We start from the raw sequence: 17,725 nt of genomic DNA on the forward strand, positions 1-17,725 counted from the left end.
GCGGCCCACGGATTCAAGCCGGAGTGAGGGCACACCGAGCCTAAGCGAGGTGCCGAGTGGTGGGGCAAAGACCTTTTGGTTACTTTTGGGGCGTTTGCCAAAAGTGACCCGCTGTAAGAGCGGAACCACCAGCGGCCGTTACCGCAGCAACGGATATGTACTCCCCCCCAAAAAAAAAGTCAGTCCAAATCACTCGCATCATGCCGCTCACGCAGCTGCTCCGAAACCTCCCCGGAAACCCGATTCACCCGCCGCCCCCGCTGCACCGCCGGCCGCGCCTCAATCGCGTCCGCCCAACGCAGCACATGCTTGTACTCATGCACCGACAAAAACTGCGCCGAATCCCCATACAACCGGCCTTTGACCAACCCGCCATACCAAGGCCAGATCGCAATATCAGCAATGGTGTACTCATCCCCGGCAATGTACTCACTCACCGCCAACCGCTGATCCAGCACATCCAGCTGGCGCTTGGTCTCCATAGCGAACCGATTGATCGGGTACTCCATCTTGCTCGGCGCATACGCATAAAAGTGCCCAAACCCGCCGCCCAGGTACGGCGCACTGCCCATTTGCCAGAACAACCACGACAAACACTCCGCACGCGCCGCCGGCTCAGTGGGGAAGAACGCCCCAAACTTCTGCGCCAGGTACTGCAATATCGCCCCCGATTCAAACACCCGAATCGGCGTATCCCCACTGCGATCCAGCAACGCCGGGATCTTCGAATTCGGGTTCACCGCCACAAACCCGCTGCCAAACTGATCACCGTCACCGATCTTGATCAGCCAGGCGTCGTATTCCGCGCCGGTATGCCCCAGGGCCAACAGCTCTTCCAGCAGGATCGTGACCTTCTGGCCATTGGGCGTGGCCAGCGAATACAGCTGCAACGGGTGCTTGCCAACCGGCAGTTCCTGCTCGTGGGTCGCACCGGCGATAGGCCGGTTGATACTGGCAAAGGTGCCGCCGCTTTCAGTGTCCCAGGTCCAGACTTTCGGGGGTACGTACTCGGTCATGCTCACTTCTCCTTGGTTTCATTAGGGGTCGACGCAGCCAATTGAGCCACGTTCCATCCGCCGCCCAGCGCCTTGATCAGGCCCACATTGGCGCTCAACTGCTGGGTTTGCAATTGCAACACGCTGCGCTTGGCTTCCAGCGCCGCCACTTGGGCGGTCACCACATCCAGATAAGCCACGGCGCCCTGGCGATAACGCGAGGTGGACAGGTCTTCGGCGTATTGCGCCGCAGCCGCCGCATCGCGCTGATCATCCAGCGCAGCGCCCAGTCCGGCGATTTGCGACAGGTTGTCCTCCACCTGCTCGAACGCGTCCAACACCACGCCACGGTATTTGGCCGCCGCTTCATCGGTGGCGGCCTTGGCGATATCCACCTGGGCCTGGCGCGCGCCGCCATCAAACAGGGTTCCTACCAGCGACGGGCCGATGGCCCAGAACAGGTTGGGCGCGCTGAGCAAGCGGGCAAACTCGTCACTCTGATAACCGCCTTGGGCGCTCAGCGTGATCTGCGGGAACCACGCCGCCTTGGCGACGCCAATCCGCGCATTGGCCGCAGCGATGCGACGCTCGGCCGCCGCAATATCCGGCCGGCGCTGCAACAGGCTGGAAGGCACGCCGGTCGGCACGTTCGGCAAGGCAATCGGCGCCACGTTCACGGCGACGCTATAAGTGGAAGCCGACTCACCGAGCATCGCCGCTATCGAATGCTCCAGCAGCGCCCGCTGCACCTGGCTCTGGTTCAGCTGCGACTTGACCGTCGACAACTGCGTACGCGCCCGCGCCACATCCAGGCCGGAGACGATACCGCCGCCATGCAAACCTTCGGTCAGGCCAAGGGCCCTGGCGTAAGCGTCGCGCGTCTGCTCCAGCAACTGGTTCTGCCAGTCGATGCCGCGCAGGCGGATGTAGCTGTCGGCCAATTGCGCCTGCAGGCTCAGGCGTACCGACGCCAGATCTGCCCTGGCCGCATCCGAATCGCTGGTGCCGGCTGCCACGGTGTCGCGCACGCGGCCCCACAGGTCGACTTCATAGTCGACTTCCAGGCCCAGGGTCGCGGAGTTGTAGACATCCGGTGAAGTGGCCGAGCGCAGCGGTTTGGTGTCTGACTGGCGAATGCGCTGGCCGCTGCCAATGGCCGAGATCTTCGGGAACAGCCCCGAACGGTCCTGGGCCAGGAACCCTTGAGACTGCTGGTAATGCGCGAGCGCGGCGCTCAGGTCGGCGTTGTTTTTCAGCAACTGCTGCTGCATCGCATCCAGTTGCGGGTCGTTGTACACGCGCCACCAGCCATCCCGGTCGGCCTGATCGTTCGGCGTGCCGACCGTCCAGGGGCCTTGGGTGTGAAACTGCGCGGCCATCGGTGTTTGCGGCACGTTCAGCGGTGGCGCCAACGAGCAGGCGCCCAAACTCAACGTGGCGATAAGGCCCAGCACATTGCGCTTAGCCATGGGGTTTGACCTCAGTGGCGGCGACAGCCAGTTGCACCGAATCATCATCAGCCAGGCCATCGGGCGGCGTGTCGATCACGCGGTCGGCGGCCTGCAGGCCACTGGCGATTTCAACGCTGTCACCGAAATCGCGGGCGATGCTGACGGTCTTGAAGTGCACATGGTTGTTGGCGTCCAGGGTCGCGACGCGCATGCCCTTGTCATCGAACACCAAAGCGCTGGACGGCACGCGGATGACGTCGGCCTGCACCGGCAGGTCAAACTGCACGCTGGTGTAGCCGCCGGGCAGCAAGCGGCCACCGGGGTTGTCCACCAGCAGTTGCACGAGCGTGCTGCCAGAGGCGGCGTTGACCGCGTCGGCGGTGGCAATCACTTTGCCGGTAAAGGTTTCGCCGCGGTACTCCGGCACGCTGAGGCGCGCGGTGGTGCCTTCGCGAATCTGTGGCGAGAAGGTTTGCGGCACCTGCACATACACGCGCAGGCGGCTGACGTCGGCCACCGCAAACAGCTCTTTGCCGGCGGTGCCGCCGGCGCTGATCAACGCGCCTACGTCAGTGCTGCGCGCGGTGACCACACCGGCAAACGGCGCGACCAGATGCTGGAAGCCCTTGGTTGCGACCAGCTGGTCGACATTGGCCTTGGCCGCCGCCACTTTGGCCTGCTTGGCGGTCAGGTCGCCGGTGCGCTCGTCCACGTCCTGGCGCGACACCGAGTCGTTCGCCAGCATGGCCTGCCAGCGTTTGGCGGTGGTGTCGGCGAGGTGCTCATCGGCTTGGGCCGAGGCCAACGTGGCACGGGCCTGCAGCAGTTGCTGGTCGAGTTCCGGGGTGTCGATTTCCGCCAACACTTGCCCGGCTTTGACGCGGGTGCCGATGTCGACATTCCAGGATTTCAGGTAGCCGTTGACCCGCGCAAAGATCGACGCGCGTGAATACGCCTCCATCCGCCCCGGCAAGTTGAGCACCGGGCCCTGGGCTTGCACCACCGGTTTGATAAGGTTGACGCTGGGCAGCGCCTGGGCGTCGGTCCAGGTCTTGAGGTCGCGCGACTCACTGGCGCGCACGCCGATGCCGACACCGACGACGACAACCACCACGGCCGCGCCCACGATCAGCCACAACAGGCCACGGGAAGACTTGGATTTAGAAACGGAAACGGACATGTCAAACCCCTTGGGTAACGGTGGTCGCACGCGTGGCGTGCTGGCGACGCCCGTGGACAAGACTGAAAATCAACGGAACCAGAATCAACGTGGCAATGGTGGCAAAGGCCAGGCCGCCGATCACCGCACGGCCAAGTGGCGCGTTCTGCTCGCCGCCCTCGCCCAGGCCCAAGGCCATGGGCGCCATGCCGATGATCATCGAAATGGCCGTCATCAACACCGGCCGCAGCCGGGTGAAGCCGGCTTCGAGCGCGGCCTGCACCGCATCGCCGTGCACCGCCAGGCGTTCGCGACAGAAGCTCACCACCAGAATGGCGTTGGCAGTGGCCACACCCATGCACATGATCGCCCCGGTCAGCGCCGGCACCGACAGCGGCGTGTGGGTGACAAACAGCATCCACACAATGCCTGCAAGCGCCGCCGGCAATGCGGTGATGATCACAAACGGGTCGGCCCAGGATTGGAAGTTGACCACGATCAGCAAGTAGATCAGCACCACTGCGCCGAGCAGGCCAAACAGCAAGCCACTGAACGCCGCGTTCATGGTCTGCACCTGCCCTTGCAGGATGACCTTGGAGCCGGTCGGCACTTCACCGGCGTGGGCGGCGATGATCTTCTGGATATCGGCGGCAACGCCACCGAGGTCGCGGTCCTGGATCGCCGTCAGCACTTCGACCACCGGCTGGATATCCGATTGGGTGAACACCGAATTACTGTGGCTGCGCTGGATATTCGCCAGGCCGCCCAACGTCTGGTCGGTGGCCGCCCCGCTGCTGCCACTCAACGGCAGGTTGTGCAGCGCCGCCAGGCTTTCAAGGCTGTACTGCGGGGTTTGCATGACGATCGGGTAAGAGATCCCGTTGGCCGGGTTCAACCAAAAGGTCGGCGCCACCTGGCTGGAACCGGCGAGGTTGACCACCAGGCTGTTGGTCACGTCACGCTCGGTAAGGCCGACCAACTGCGCACGGGTGCGGTCCACGTCGATATTGAACGTCGGCAGTTGCCGCGACTGCTGGATGCGCGCATCGACCACGCCCGGCACGCGGCGAATATCCCGCAGCAAGGCGCTGGCGTAAGTGAAGTTGCCCGCCAGGTTATTGCCGGTGATTTGCAGGTCAATCGGCGCCGACGAGCCGAAGTTGAGAATCTGCCCGACGATGTCCGATGCCGGGAACGAGAACACCGCACTGGGGAACTCGCGTGGCAGGGTTTCACGCAATATGCGCATGTATTCCGCCGTCGGGCGGTGGCCTTCATTGAGGCTGATCTGAATGTCGCTGTCTTGGGAGCCCACGGTGCCGGTGTTGTTGTACACCACGTTGATACCGCTGATAGACAGGCCGATGTTGTCGACCAACGCCTTGAGCTCATTGGCCGGGACTTTGCGCCGGATCGCGTTTTCGATGTCGGCGATCAAATGCGCGTTGCTTTCCACCCGTGTGCCCACCGGGGCACGCACGTGCAGCAGGATCAGCCCGGAATCGACCTCGGGGAAGAAGTTGCGCCCCAGGAACGGCACCAGCGCAAACGACACCGCAACAAACGCCAGCAGGCCGATCACCACTGTGCGGCGATGGTGCAAGGCACTGTCCAACACGCTGTGGTAGCGCTCGCGAAACCCTTCAAAACGCCGTTCGAAACCGCGCTGGAAATTCACCAGTGGGTTGCGCGATGGCGCGTGCCCGTCCTCAGCGTGCCCATGCGGTTTGAGCAGGTAGTTAGCGAGGGTCGGCACCAGCGTACGCGACAGGATGAACGAGGCGATCATGGCGAAAATCACCGCTTCGGCCATCGGCACGAACAGAAAGCGCGCCACGCCGTCGAGGAAGAACATCGGCACAAACACGATGCAGATACACAGCAGCGAAACGAACGCCGGCGTGACGATTTGCGCCGCGCCGTCGAGGATAGCGGTCTCCACCGGCTTGCCCTGCTCCAGGTGCCAGTTGATGTTCTCGATGGTCACCGTGGCGTCGTCCACCAGGATGCCGACTGCCAGCGCCAGGCCGCCGAGGGTCATGATATTGAGGGTTTCGCCGAGGGCCGAAAGCGTGGCAATCGAGGCCAGGATCGCCAACGGAATCGACGTGGCGATGATCACCGTCGAACGCCAGCTGCCAAGGAACAGCAGGATCATCAGGCTGGTCAGCGCCGCCGCGATCAAACCTTCACGGGCCACGCCGCTGATCGCCGAGCGCACGAACAGTGACTGGTCGCCAATCAGGTCGATGTTCAGGTCAGGCGGCAAGGCGGCCTTGTTGTCCGCGAGCTTTTCCTTGATCCCGGCGATCACGCCCAAGGTCGAGGCCGAGCCGGTCTTGAGCACCGGCAGCAGCACCGAGCGGTTGCCGTTCACGTGCACGATGTTGGTTTGCGGCGGGTTGCCGTCGCGCACGGTGGCCACATCGCGGATCAACACGGTGGTGCCGTCGGCGGTTTTGATCGGCAGGTTTTCCAGGTCATGGAAATCCGACGGTGCGTTGTTCAGTTGCAGGTTGAATTCGTAGCTGCCGATCTTCTGCGTGCCCACCGGCGTGATCAGGTTCTGCGTGGCCAGCGCGGTGGCGACGTCTTGCGCTGACAGACCGCGCGCCTGCATGCGCGCTGAATCAAGGTCGATCTGCACCTGGCGGCTCTTGCCGCCAAAGGGGTATGGCAGCGCCGCACCGGGCACGGTGGTGAGCATCAGGCGCACCTGGTTAAGGCCAATATCGCCCAGGCGCTGCTCGCTCAAACCGGGGCCCGACAGGGCCAGTTGCACGATGGGCACGGTCGAGGCGCTGTAATTGAGCACCAGCGGCGGCACGGTGCTGGGCGGCAGTTGCCGCAGGATCGCCTGGGACACCGAAGTGACCTGGGCGTTGGCCGTGCTGATGTTGACGCCGGGCTGGAAGAAGATCTTCACGATCCCGTAGCCATTCATCGACTGCGCCTCGATATGGCGAATGTCGTTGACCGTGGTGGTCAGCACGCGCTCGAACGGCGAAGTGATGCGCCCCGCCATCTGGTCGGGCGGCAGGCCGGTGTACTGCCAGATCACCGCGATGACGGGGATACGGATTTCGGGAAAGATGTCGGTCGGCGTTCGCCAGGCCGCCAATGGGCCGATGATCAGGATGAAAATAGCCAATACCAGAAAGGTATAGGGGCGCCGCAACGCGATGCGCACGAGGCTCAGCATAGGAGGTGATCCAGACAGGGGTTGGATGATCAAGCAGGCAGAGCCGTGCGGTTTTCCCGCCTCGCCCCATGCGTTTCCTGGGGAGTTTGTAACGACATCCTGGTCACAAAGAGGCATATGCCACGATATCTAATTTAGTGGCGTACGCAACTAATTTGTTTCAAGCTGTCTCAGTCTTCATCTGCGAGCTATCTTCGGTCTGAAAGGCCTTGTCCTGACAGGTCGCGCAGGCATAATCACCCGCGTCGTGTTTTGTATCAGAGAGTATCTGCCCTTGAAATCTGCCCCGCCTTGCTCCGAGAGCCCCAGCGCCTGCGTGAACGGTGCCGTGCGCCGCACGTCCCGTCGCCTGGGTCAGATCTATGACGAGGCGTATGCGCCCTGCGAGTTGAAAGCTACCCAATTTGCGGTGCTCAACCGTATTGCCAAGGCGGGTACGCCGAAGATGGGCGAGCTGGCCCAAGCCTTGGTGATGGACCTTTCCGCTCTCGGCCATACGCTTAAGCCGCTGGTACGCGATGGGTTGGTGGAACTGCAGGTGGACGAATTCGACCGCCGCACGCGCCGTGTGCTGCTGACCGAACAGGGCAAGCGCACACATGCGGCGGCCAAGCGTATTTCGAACAAAATGGCGGAGCGTTTTGATCAGGCGTTCGGCCGGGAAGCGGCAGCGCAGTTGCGCCAGACACTCGACTTTATCGCCTCCGACGAGTTTGCCAAGACGTTGCTGGCCAACTTGGAAGACTGAACGCGGGGCTTTTGAGTACATATCCGTTGTTTGGGTGATGGCGGGTATGGGTTCCGCCCTTACGGCGGGTCACTTTGGAAAAGCCCCAAAGTAACCAAAGGGCTCTTGCCCCACCACTCGGCACCTCGCTTAGGCTCGGTGTGCCCGAACGAAGGTACTACGCAGCGGGCCGCCGCGACGGGGCGTCCCTGCCCCGTCGCGGCTAAACCGGCGTCCTGCCGGTTTACCCGCTCCGTACTACCTGCGTTCGGCCAGCGTGGTTTGACGGGGCGCCTAAGATCAAGATCAAGATCTACAGCACGGCGGCCTAGTAGCCGACCTGAGTGGTTAGATCAAAAGCAAGAGCGAGGCGGCCTGACAGACGACCTGATCTTGGAAACTGAACTGAGTTTAATGTGGGAGGGAGCTTGCTCCCGATGGCAGTGTGTCAGTCAGTTCATTTGTAACTGACCCACCGCATTCGCGAGCAAGCCCGCTCCCACATTTTGAGCTCAGTACATCAGGTAGATGTGTGTACTCGGTCAATGTGGGAGCTGGCTTGCCTGCGATGGCAACAACTGGGTTTGCCTGAAGTACCGAGGTGCCTGCATCGCAGGCAAGCCAGCTCCCACAGAAAAGCAGCTCTGCTTTTGCTCTGCTTTTGCCCTGCTTTTGCTCTGCTTTTGCCCTGTTGCCCTGCTTTTGCTTCAACCACTCAGGTCGGCTACTAGGCCGCCGTGCTGTAGATCTTGATCTTGATCTTAGGCGCCCCGTTAAACCACGCTGGCCGAACGCAGGCTTTGGAGCGGGGGTAAACCGGCAGGACGCCGGTTTAGCCGTATTGGGCCATGGATGGCCCATCGCGGCGGCCCACGCTCCAAAGCCTGCGTGAGGGCACACCGAAGCGTGAGCGAGGTGCCGAGTGGTGGGCCAAGAGCCCTTTTGGTTACTTTTGGCTGGGCCGGCATTCCGGGCTCTTTTCCAAAAGTGACCCGCTGTAAGAGCGGAACCGATATCCGCCTTCTCGCAAATAATGGATATGTACTAAAACCTACTCGCCTAGCCCCCAGGCACCCGCACCCGCCACGCAATCAACAAAGCTGCCAGCAGCATCAAAACCCCAGCCGCAACAAACACGCCACCAATCCCACTCAGACTAAACATCACGCCGCCCCCCGCAGCCCCCGCGGCAATGGCCGACTGCACCGACGCAACCACCATGCCTCCGGCGCTTTCCGCCTGGTCCGGCACAGCACGCGCCACCCAGTTCGACCACGCCACCGGCACGCCGCCAAACGCCATGCCCCATAACGCCAGCAGCATCGCTTGCCCCGGCAGCGAAGCCGGCAGCAGCACCAACGCGAGCGCCGCAACGCCCACCAACACCGGCATCAGCACCAACGTACCGCGCGGGTTGCGCACCAGCATCCACCCGGCCAGCAGCGTGCCGACGAAATTGGCCGCGCCAAACCCCAGCAGCATCAGCGCCAGCCCCTGAGCGCCAACCCCTGTGGTGCTTTCCAGAAACGGCCGGATATAAGTGAACAGCGCGAAATGCCCGGTGTGCACCAGCACGCAGCCGAACATGCCCATGGCAATGCCTGGGCGCAACAGCACCTCCAGCACGGTGCGCAGGCGCGCGGTGTCGGTCGGCGCCAGACGCGGCAACGTGAACAGTTGAAACACCAACGTCACCACCCCCACCGCAGCCGCCGCGACAAACGCACTGCGCCAGCCATACACACCGCCAAGGTAACTGCCCAGCGGCACGGCGACGATGGTACCCACCGCAATCCCGCTGAAAATAATCGACAACGCCCGTGGCAGCAGCGCAGGCGGCACCAGGCGCATCGCCACGGCCGCCGCCATGCTCCAGAAACCACCAAGGGCGACGCCCAACAGGATGCGCATCAACAGCAATACGGCCAGGCTGGACGAAAGCGCCACCAGCAGGTTCGACGCAATCATCAGAGTGGAAAAGCCCAGCAACACCAGGCGCCGGTCGAGGCCACGGGTCAAGCCCGGTACCAGCAAGCCGGCGAACAACGCCACCACCGCCGTCACCGTGACCGCCTGGCCGGCCAATGCCTCCGAGACCCCAAGGTCCAAGGCCATCGGCGTCAACAGGCTGGCCGGCAAGTATTCCGCCGTCAGCAGGCCGAACACCCCCATTGCCAGGGAGAACACCGCCATCCAGGCCGGGGTGGTCGGCTGCGCCCTGGTGCCGACATGGGCTGCATAATCATTCATCACAAAACATCCTCAGGAAATGAGCGAGGTCGCCAGTCTAGGTTCGCCCTCCAGGATGATCTATGATGCAAACCCTTGAGTTTTTGACCGAAACCCCGAGCATGACTTCAACTGACGCGTTTACCGTCTCTTCCGACCTCATCAATGAGCTGCTGCAGGGCATGCGCCTGCGCGGGGTGCAGTACCGTCGCATCGAAGCCGGGCCTGTGTTCGGCGTCGGTTTTGAGGCCAAGCCCGGGCACGCGTATTTCCACTTCCTGGCCGCGGGTTGCGCCACCTTGCGCCTGGACGATGGCAGCCTCTACGCGCTGTCGGCCGGCAATGCGGTGTTCATCTCCCATGGCGGCGCTCATCAACTCTTGTCGAGCCCGGGCGCAGCGGTGCGGGATATCGGCAGCTTCGAAGCGGCCTCGCTCGGTGATGCGGTGTGCGCCGTGAAGGCCCCCGCCGACGCCGACAGTTCAGCTGGCAGCTTGCTGTTCAGCGCCTGCATGGAATTTGAATTGGGCAGCATCCAGGGGCTGGGTCGCCTGATGCCCGCGATGATGCTGATCGATGCGCGGGGCCAGCGTTATCCGGGGCTGATGCCGATTCTGGCGACCATGGAGCGCGAAGTCTGCAGTGCCCGTATCGGCTACGCGGGCATCCTGGCGCGCCTTGCCGATGTGGTGGCGGCGATGATTGTGCGCGGCTGGGTCGAATGCGCCTGTGGCAACGCGTCGGGCCTGGTGGCCGCGTTGCGTGACCCGCGATTGGCGTGCGCCCTCCTCGCCTTGCACCAGCAACCGGGCCGCGACTGGAGCGTGGCCGAGTTGGCAGCGCAGGGGCACACCTCGCGCTCGGTGTTCGCCGACCGCTTCCAGGCGACCCTCGGTATTCCGCCGCTGCGCTACGCCACGGAACTGCGCATGCGCCTGGCCAGCCAATGGCTGACCCTGGAGCGGTTGCCGATCGAAGAAGTCGCGCAGCGCCTGGGCTATACCTCCCAGGCCGCCTTCAGCCGCGCCTTCAAGCGCATTACCGGGCAACCGCCCGGGGCGAGTCGTGCCAGGAGCCCAGCATGAGCGACAGACTCCAAGACATCCTTGCCGACCACCTGCACGTGGTGTTCTGCGGCATCAACCCGGGCAAGGGCTCTGCCGCCCTCGGCCAGCACTTCGCCAATCGCAGCAACCGCTTCTGGCGCACGTTGCACCTGGCGGGTTTTACCCCGCATGAAATTCGCCCGGAGGATGGGCGCAGCCTGCTTGACTATCACTGTGGCCTGACCACCTTGGTCGAGCGCCCGACGGCGAGCGCAGGGGAATTGGCGCGGCATGAATTCACCGAAGCGGCGACGGCGTTTGAACACAAGATCCGCCACTGCCGGCCGCGCATCGTGGCGTTCCTCGGCAAGCCCGGTTACAGCGCGTTGTCCGGCCAGCGCGAGATCGCCTGGGGGCTGCAGCCGCAGCGAATGGGCGGCGCCTCGGTGTGGGTGTTGCCCAACCCGAGCGGGCGCAACCTGGCGTTCAGTCTGGAGCAACTCGTGCAAGCCTATCAGCCGCTGCGCGCGGCCATTGCACAGGCCGGCCCGGAGCCCTTAATCTCTTGAGCCAAACACCCCAAGAGCCTTGGAGGCTGCATGAAACTGGTCGGCATGCTGGACTCGCCTTACGTGCGTCGCGTCGCAATTTCCCTTGAACTGTACGGGGTGGATTTCGTATACGAGTCGCTCTCGGTGTTCAGCACCTACGCTGAATTTTCCGCGATCAACCCGGTGGTCAAGGCGCCCACGCTGGTGCTCGATGATGCAACGGTGCTGATGGATTCCAGCCTGATCCTGGACTACTTCGAAACCCTGGCGCCGACCGACAAGAAGCTTCTGCCACCCAACGCCGGTGCACGCGCCAAAGAACTGCAAGTGCTCGGCCTGGCCCTGGCGGCGTGTGAGAAAACCGTGCAGATCGTCTACGAGCACCACTTGCGCCCAGCGGAAAAACTGCATGAACCGTGGCTCGATCGCGTGACCGGGCAGCTGCTGGCCGCTTATTCGCTGCTGGAAACACACCTGGCCCAGGCGAGCGGTGAACGCCTGAACCAGGCCGCGCTGACGGCGGCCGTCGCCTGGTCGTTCACTCAGTTAAAACTGCCGACGGTGCTCAAGGCCCAGGCGTTTCCCAACCTGCAACGCCACGCCGATCAGCTGGAACAGCACCCGGCGTTCAGGAAATACCCCATCGAATAACTGGCCTACACCCAGCCCCCATCCACAATAAAGTTTTGTGCCGAACACATCGCCGACGCATCGGAGGCAAGAAACAGCGCCATGTTGGCGATGTGTTCCGGCAGCACACTGCCTGGCAAACACTGGCTGCGGCTGATCAGTTCCCTGGCCGCATCGTCCACCCACATCGCCAGCTGTTTTTCGGTCATGACCCAGCCGGGCACCAGGGTGTTGACCCGAATACGGCTGGGGCCCAGTTCCCGCGCCAACGCTCGGGTCATGCCATGGGCCGCCGCCTTGCTGGCGGCATACACCGGGTAGCCCGCCGACGCCATCATCCAGCCGACCGAGCCGAGGTTGATAATCGCCCCGCCGCCCGCGCTTTTCATCATCGGCACCACCGCCTTGGCGGCAAAAAAAGCGTGCTTGAGGTTGACGGCGATCAGCCTGTCGAACATCTGCGAATCGACCTCTTGCAGCGTATGACGCACGTCATTGGCCGCATTGTTCACCAACACGGTGATCGGCCCCAGCGTTTGCTCAAAACGGGCTATCGCCGCTTCGTAGGCGATTTCATCAGTGATGTCGCAGCACACGAACTCAACGCGATGCCCTTGGTCACTCAACAACGCCACCAGACGCTCGCCCTGGCTCTGCGCGCGGTCCACAAAGGCCACCTTGGCGCCTTGCGCGGCGAAAGCGCGCACCATGAATTCGCCAATGCCCGAGGCACCTCCGGAAATCAGTACGGTCTTACCCTTCAGGTCGGGATAAACGGCGTGTGCAGTACTCATATAACGCTTGCCTCAATCAATTAGTCTTATTTTATTTTGCGTATCTGGGGTTTAAGGCTATAAATTCGCTGTCAACTCGACGAAATATCGCACATTAGTAGAACTATTCCACTGAAAACAACAAAAGGAAGTTCGACCATGAAGCACCCTCGACACCTGCTTTCGGGCCTCGCCCTGTCCATGCTGGTTGCCAGCGGTGGCGCCCAGGCCGCCGGGCTTAGCAGTGAACACAAGCCTTTCGGCAAAACCAACGACGGCACTGCCGTCGAGCAATACATCTTGCGCAACAGCCATGGCATGCAAGCCACGGTGATCACTTACGGCGGCGTATTGCAGTCGCTGAAAGTGCCGGATAAAAACGGCAAGGTCGATGACGTCGTACTCGGTTTCGACGATGTGCAGGGCTATCAGAGCGGTACGGCCTTTTTCGGCGCGAGCATCGGCCGCTTCGGCAACCGTCTGGCCGCCGGGGCGTTCGAACTCGATGGCAAGCGTTACCAGGTGCCGCTCAACGATGGGCCCAACTCGCTGCACGGCGGTGCTCAGGGCTTCGACAAGCACGTGTGGCAAGCCGAACCGGTCAAGGGCAAGGATTCGGTCGGCGTGAAGCTGAGCTACCTGTCCAAGGACGGTGAAATGGGCTTCCCCGGCAACCTCAAGACCGAGGTCACCTACAGCCTCAACGATAAAAACGAACTGCGCATCGACTACAAGGCCACCACCGACAAACCCACGGTGCTGAACCTCACCAACCACAGCTACTTCAACCTCGCCGGCGCGGGCAATGGCGACATCCTCAAGCAAGTGGCGACCTTGCATGCCAGCCACTACACGCCGGTGAATGCCACGTTGATTCCGACTGGCGAACTGGCACCGGTCAAAGGCACGCCGATGGATTTCCTCACACCCACGCCAATCGGCCAGCGCATCAAGGACGACCATCCGCAGCTCAAGTTCGCCGAGCCCAAACAGGGTGGGTTTGACTTCAATTGGGCGCTGGACACCGAAGGCGATATCAAGCAACTCGCCGCCGAGGTGCACGACCCCGCCTCTGGCCGCCGTTTGCGGCTCTACACCACCGAGCCCGGCGTGCAGTTCTATACCAGCAACTTCCTGGATGGCACGGTAAAGGGCAAGGCCGGCAAGGCGTATGCGCATTGGAGCGCGTTTACCCTGGAAACCCAGCACTTTCCGGATGCACCCAACCAGCCAACATTTGCCTCGACCCGGTTGAACCCTGGGCAGACCTACACCCAGAACACCGTGTTCAAGTTCTCCGCCGACTGAACTGTGGGAGCGGGCTTGCTCGCGAAAGCGCTGGTTCAGTGACAGATGCAGTGACTGACACTGCGCTTTCGCGAGCAAGCCCGCTCCCACATTCAGTGATGTCTCGGCGTGACTCAGCAGTGGTTCATCGGTTTGGCCAACCCTCAGTTCCAGAGGCCGATTTTTTCCAGTTCCTGCTTGAAGTTGTCGCGGGTGATCAGCGTCACTTCATCCATGGCGGTGTACTTGGGCGGTTCCTTGCCGGTGGTGACCCAGTCGAACATCATCTTCGCGGTGTTGTAGCCTTCGATGTGCGGGCTGGGCAGCATCGAGCCGAAGAAGCCGCTGTTGGCTTTCTTCAATTCGCCGATGGCGTCGGTGCCATTGATGCCGATGCCGATCACATTGGCCGCGGCAAAGCCTGCGGTTTCGGTGGCGCGTACGCCGCCCAGCACAGTGTTGTCGTTCATGCCGCCGATGATCAGGTTTTTCGCGCCGCCGGGCAGTTTGACCAAGGCCGAGTTGGTGGCGTCCATGCTGCCCGGAACGTCGAGGGTCTTGGCGGCGGTGAACAGGATGTGATCCTTGGGAAAGCCTGCATCTTCCAGGGATTTGACCGAGCCGTCGGTGCGCTTTTTACCGGTGTCGAGTTCGTTGAAGGTGTTGATCACCGCATAGGTGTCCTTCCAGTCCCAACCGCGTTTTTTCGCTTCAGCCGCCATCGCCGCGCCCTGCTTCTGGCCGACTTCAAAAGCGGCCATGCCCAGGTACGGCACGTCCTCCATGAAGTTGCCCTTGGCATCGACAAAGCGATCATCCACGGCAATCACTTTCAGGCCGTTGGCGCGCGCCTTGGCGACGATGGCCGGGCCGAGGGACACGTCCGGCGGGCAGATCACAAAGCCCTTGGCACCGTTGGCCGCCAGGCTGTCGATGGCGGCCAGGGTTTTCTCGCCATCGGGCACGGCGATCTTGATCACGGTGAAGCCATGTTCCTTGCCGGCTTTTTCGGCAAACGCCCATTCGGTCTGGAACCACGGCTCTTCAGCCTGCTTGACCAGAAAACCGATCTTCACTTCTTCAGCAGCCAGCAGCAGGCCGCTCAGGCCCAGGGCTGACACCGCCACAGCGGCGCAGCACAGGGAACGCAAACCACGACGACGATTCATACGGGTGACTCCTTGTTGTTGTTTTTGAATGTCAGGATTTAACCGGCAAAGCGGTGACAGGGTGTACCGGGTACATCGACCTCGATGGCCAATACCGCGCCATCCAGGGGGTGATCCAATGGGCTGGCGGCGCTGGTGATATAGAGCGTGGTGAGATTGGGCCCACCAAATACGCAACTGGTGGGGCGGCTGACGGGCAGTTCGATGACGCGGTCCACTGCACCGTCGGGCGTCAGGCGCAGCAGGCAACTGCCGTCCCAGCGTGCATTCCAGACATAACCCTGACTGTCCATTGCCGAGCCGTCCGGCCCACCGCGTGGGTGCGGGCCAAACCAGACCTGCGCCGGGTCGAGCTGGCCGCCCTCCTGGATCACGTGCCGATAAAGCGTGCCGTCCATACTGTCGCCGAAATGCACCTGGCTGCCGTCCTCGCTCCACAACAAGGTGTTGGGAATGCCCAGGCCGCGCAGCAGCGGCGTGACCTGCGCATCGGCGTCGACGCGAAACAGGCCACCGGAACGTCGGGTGATCGGCAGGTCATCGCCCTGCTCGCCAATGTTGTTCTGCATGGTGCCCAGCCACAAGCGACCCTGGGCATCGCAGCGCGCTTCATTGCCCCGGTTGCCGGGTTGCGGGTCGGCCACACACAGCAGCGTCAGCGCTTCGGTCACCAGGTCGAGCCGGTAGACGCCGCTGCTCAAGGTCACAAGCGCATCGCCGCTTTCACACGGAATAAACGCCGAAACGTGCTCGGGCAACTGCCAGATCTGCAAGTGCCCGTCCATCAGGCGCAACGCCTGTTTGCCGATAATATTGACCCAATACAGCGCCTGGGTCGGCGCATCCCAAAACGGGCCTTCGCCCAACTGTGCACGGTGTGCGGTGACGGCATTAAACGGCATGTGAACTCCTGTTTTTTACAGCGGCTCGCGCGATGGCGTGCCATCGACCAGCCGCTGGATGCGCAACGGGTTGGCGTTTTTCAACGCGTCGGGCAGCAGGCTATCAGGGTAATTCTGGAAGCACACGGGACGCAGAAAGCGGTCGATGGCCAGGGTACCGACCGAAGTGCCGCGCGCGTCCGAGGTGGCCGGATAGGGCCCGCCGTGGACCATCGCGTCGCAGACTTCAACGCCGGTTGGGTAGCCATTGAGCAGGATGCGGCCGACTTTTTGTTCCAGCAGCGGGGTCAGTTCGGTGAACTGCTCAAAGTCGGCCGGCTCGCCAATAATCGTCGCCGTCAGTTGGCCGTGCAGCCCCTGCAAAGCGGCGCCGAGTTGGGCTTGATCAGTCACTTCGACCATCACTGTGGTCGGGCCGAACACCTCTTCCTGCAGCACGTCATCGCCGTCGATCAGCAGGCGGGCGTCGGCCTTGAACAGCTGCGGCTGCGCCTGATTGCCCGCTTGGGCACTGCCCGCCAGATGCTGGATACCTGGGTGCGCGAGCAGTTTTTCCAGGCCTTTGCCATAGCTGCTCAAGGTGCCGGCGTTGAGCATGGTTTGTGCCGGCTGATCATTGATCAGGCGGGCCACCTGCTGGGTGAATGCGCTGAACTGCGGCGATGCGATGCCGATCACCAGGCCTGGGTTGGTGCAGAACTGACCACAGCCTTGCACCACCGAAGCCGTCAGGTCGCGGGCGATGGTGGGCGCCCGCGCCTGCAACGCCTGCGGCAATACGATCACCGGGTTGATGCTCGACATCTCGGCAAACACCGGGATCGGCTGCGGCCGGGCGGCGGCCATGTCGCACAAGGCGCGACCGCCCTTGAGCGAGCCGGTAAAGCCGACCGCCTGGATCGCCGGGTGCTTGACCAGCGCCTCACCGACGCCGCCGCCGAAGATCATATTGAACACGCCCGCCGGCATTTCGGTGGCGTGGGCCGCGCGCAGGATTGCATCGGCGACCTGCTCGGCCGTAGCCATGTGCCCACTGTGGGCCTTGAACACCACGGGGCAACCCGCCGCCAGCGCGGCTGCGGTGTCGCCACCGGCGGTGGAAAATGCCAGGGGAAAGTTGCTCGCGCCAAACACGGCAACCGGGCCGAGGCCAATGCGGTACTGGCGCAGGTCCGGACGCGGCAACGGCTGACGCTCGGGCAACGCTTTGTCGATGCGTGCGCCGTAGAAATCGCCACGGCGCAGCACCGTTGCGAACAGGCGCATCTGGCCGCTGGTGCGGCCGCGCTCGCCGTTGATGCGCGCGGCGGGCAGCGCGGTCTCGCGGCAGACCAACGCGATGAACTCATCACCCAGCGCGTCCAGCTCGTCGGCTATTGCGTCGAGAAACTGCGCGCGCCGCGAGGCACTCAACGCGCGGTATGCCGGGTAAGCAGCGGCGGCCGCCGTGGCGGCGGCGTCGACTTCTTCGGGGGTCGCCTGGAAAAAACCCTGCGGCAAGGCTTCGCCGGTGCTGGCATCGACGCTGTGCAGGGTCACGCTGCCGAGCGCACTGCGCTGGCCGCCGATGTAGTTGTGGCCGAGGAATTGGGTCATGTAGATCT

Annotated in this window: 14 protein-coding genes; 5 read left to right on the forward strand and 9 right to left on the reverse strand. The window is 62.8% G+C overall.

Going from position 1 to position 17,725, the window contains the following annotated elements; translation table 11 throughout:
• Positions 1-179: 179 nt before the first annotated feature.
• Genes yghU through AACU78_RS03095 form a run of 4 tightly spaced genes read right to left on the reverse strand, consistent with a single transcriptional unit; the run spans position 180 to position 6,807 of the window.
• Entirely contained in the window at positions 180-1,016 is an 837-nt protein-coding gene (gene yghU, locus AACU78_RS03080) for a glutathione-dependent disulfide-bond oxidoreductase (RefSeq protein ID WP_106579777.1), read from the reverse strand.
• A 2-nt stretch (positions 1,017-1,018) separates the two neighbouring features.
• Positions 1,019-2,464: an efflux transporter outer membrane subunit gene (locus AACU78_RS03085; RefSeq protein ID WP_106579778.1), complete on the reverse strand. Its 1,446-nt coding sequence runs from the start codon at positions 2,462-2,464 to the stop codon at positions 1,019-1,021.
• Positions 2,457-3,626 carry an efflux RND transporter periplasmic adaptor subunit gene (locus AACU78_RS03090; RefSeq protein WP_106579779.1) on the reverse strand — a complete coding sequence of 390 codons (1,170 nt, stop codon included), beginning with the start codon at positions 3,624-3,626 and terminating at the stop codon, positions 2,457-2,459. Before AACU78_RS03090 ends, AACU78_RS03085 begins: the two co-directional genes overlap by 8 nt.
• Position 3,627: 1 nt before the next feature.
• Positions 3,628-6,807: an efflux RND transporter permease subunit gene (locus tag AACU78_RS03095; RefSeq protein ID WP_106579780.1), complete on the reverse strand. Its 3,180-nt coding sequence runs from the start codon at positions 6,805-6,807 to the stop codon at positions 3,628-3,630.
• 274 nt (positions 6,808-7,081) lie between these two features.
• Between AACU78_RS03095 and AACU78_RS03100 the strand changes: the two genes are divergently transcribed.
• Complete coding sequence (locus AACU78_RS03100) at positions 7,082-7,555, forward strand: MarR family winged helix-turn-helix transcriptional regulator (protein ID WP_256587037.1); 474 nt, start codon at positions 7,082-7,084, stop codon at positions 7,553-7,555.
• A gap of 1,038 nt (positions 7,556-8,593) precedes the next feature.
• On the opposite strand, the gene AACU78_RS03105 is transcribed toward AACU78_RS03100, so the two are convergent.
• The gene (locus AACU78_RS03105; RefSeq protein ID WP_106579782.1) at positions 8,594-9,784 is read right to left on the reverse strand and encodes an MFS transporter; all 1,191 of its coding nucleotides are present in this window, start codon (positions 9,782-9,784) and stop codon (positions 8,594-8,596) included.
• Between the two features lie 65 nt (positions 9,785-9,849).
• Here AACU78_RS03105 and AACU78_RS03110 point away from each other — a divergent pair, with 65 nt between their 5' ends.
• Genes AACU78_RS03110 through AACU78_RS03120 form a run of 3 tightly spaced genes read left to right on the forward strand, consistent with a single transcriptional unit; the run spans position 9,850 to position 12,011 of the window.
• Positions 9,850-10,848 (forward strand): AraC family transcriptional regulator, encoded by a 999-nt coding sequence (locus AACU78_RS03110; protein ID WP_106579921.1) that lies wholly within the window; start codon positions 9,850-9,852, stop codon positions 10,846-10,848.
• On the forward strand, positions 10,845-11,378 hold the full coding sequence (gene mug, locus AACU78_RS03115; protein ID WP_106579783.1) for a G/U mismatch-specific DNA glycosylase: 534 nt from the start codon (positions 10,845-10,847) through the stop codon (positions 11,376-11,378). Before AACU78_RS03110 ends, mug begins: the two co-directional genes overlap by 4 nt.
• A gap of 30 nt (positions 11,379-11,408) precedes the next feature.
• Positions 11,409-12,011 (forward strand): glutathione S-transferase, encoded by a 603-nt coding sequence (locus AACU78_RS03120; protein ID WP_106579784.1) that lies wholly within the window; start codon positions 11,409-11,411, stop codon positions 12,009-12,011.
• Positions 12,012-12,016: 5 nt separating this feature from the next.
• Here AACU78_RS03120 and AACU78_RS03125 read toward each other — a convergent pair whose 3' ends face one another.
• Positions 12,017-12,784 (reverse strand): SDR family NAD(P)-dependent oxidoreductase, encoded by a 768-nt coding sequence (locus AACU78_RS03125; RefSeq protein ID WP_106579785.1) that lies wholly within the window; start codon positions 12,782-12,784, stop codon positions 12,017-12,019.
• A 138-nt stretch (positions 12,785-12,922) separates the two neighbouring features.
• On the opposite strand from AACU78_RS03125, the gene AACU78_RS03130 reads away from it, so the two are divergent.
• Positions 12,923-14,071, forward strand: coding sequence for an aldose epimerase family protein (locus AACU78_RS03130; protein ID WP_106579786.1), 1,149 nt, complete (start codon positions 12,923-12,925; stop codon positions 14,069-14,071).
• A gap of 143 nt (positions 14,072-14,214) precedes the next feature.
• Here the strand turns inward: AACU78_RS03130 and AACU78_RS03135 are convergent, their stop codons facing one another.
• The 3 genes from AACU78_RS03135 to AACU78_RS03145 are packed head-to-tail and all read right to left on the reverse strand — an operon-like array spanning position 14,215 to position 17,717.
• A complete protein-coding gene (locus AACU78_RS03135; protein WP_106579787.1) occupies positions 14,215-15,219 on the reverse strand; it encodes a substrate-binding domain-containing protein in 1,005 nt (334 codons plus the stop codon).
• Positions 15,220-15,257: 38 nt separating this feature from the next.
• Positions 15,258-16,121, reverse strand: a complete 864-nt coding sequence (locus AACU78_RS03140) for an SMP-30/gluconolactonase/LRE family protein (RefSeq protein WP_106579788.1) — start codon at positions 16,119-16,121, stop codon at positions 15,258-15,260.
• Positions 16,122-16,136: 15 nt separating this feature from the next.
• Positions 16,137-17,717: an aldehyde dehydrogenase (NADP(+)) gene (locus tag AACU78_RS03145; RefSeq protein WP_106579789.1), complete on the reverse strand. Its 1,581-nt coding sequence runs from the start codon at positions 17,715-17,717 to the stop codon at positions 16,137-16,139.
• Positions 17,718-17,725 lie beyond the last annotated feature (8 nt).

The organism is Pseudomonas sp. R9.37, assembly GCF_963878885.1.
GTDB lineage: Bacteria > Pseudomonadota > Gammaproteobacteria > Pseudomonadales > Pseudomonadaceae > Aquipseudomonas.

Coding starts and splice junctions, on each gene's coding strand:
- AACU78_RS03110 (WP_106579921.1), top strand. CDS start 9,850: ATGCAAACCCTTGAGTTTTTGACCGAAACCCCGAGCATGACTTCAACT.
- AACU78_RS03095 (WP_106579780.1), bottom strand. CDS start 6,807: ATGCTGAGCCTCGTGCGCATCGCGTTGCGGCGCCCCTATACCTTTCTG.
- AACU78_RS03105 (WP_106579782.1), bottom strand. CDS start 9,784: ATGAATGATTATGCAGCCCATGTCGGCACCAGGGCGCAGCCGACCACC.
- AACU78_RS03085 (WP_106579778.1), bottom strand. CDS start 2,464: ATGGCTAAGCGCAATGTGCTGGGCCTTATCGCCACGTTGAGTTTGGGC.
- AACU78_RS03130 (WP_106579786.1), top strand. CDS start 12,923: ATGAAGCACCCTCGACACCTGCTTTCGGGCCTCGCCCTGTCCATGCTG.
- yghU (WP_106579777.1), bottom strand. CDS start 1,016: ATGACCGAGTACGTACCCCCGAAAGTCTGGACCTGGGACACTGAAAGC.
- AACU78_RS03140 (WP_106579788.1), bottom strand. CDS start 16,121: ATGCCGTTTAATGCCGTCACCGCACACCGTGCACAGTTGGGCGAAGGC.
- AACU78_RS03145 (WP_106579789.1), bottom strand. CDS start 17,717: ATGACCCAATTCCTCGGCCACAACTACATCGGCGGCCAGCGCAGTGCG.
- AACU78_RS03135 (WP_106579787.1), bottom strand. CDS start 15,219: ATGAATCGTCGTCGTGGTTTGCGTTCCCTGTGCTGCGCCGCTGTGGCG.
- AACU78_RS03120 (WP_106579784.1), top strand. CDS start 11,409: ATGAAACTGGTCGGCATGCTGGACTCGCCTTACGTGCGTCGCGTCGCA.
- mug (WP_106579783.1), top strand. CDS start 10,845: ATGAGCGACAGACTCCAAGACATCCTTGCCGACCACCTGCACGTGGTG.
- AACU78_RS03125 (WP_106579785.1), bottom strand. CDS start 12,784: ATGAGTACTGCACACGCCGTTTATCCCGACCTGAAGGGTAAGACCGTA.
- AACU78_RS03090 (WP_106579779.1), bottom strand. CDS start 3,626: ATGTCCGTTTCCGTTTCTAAATCCAAGTCTTCCCGTGGCCTGTTGTGG.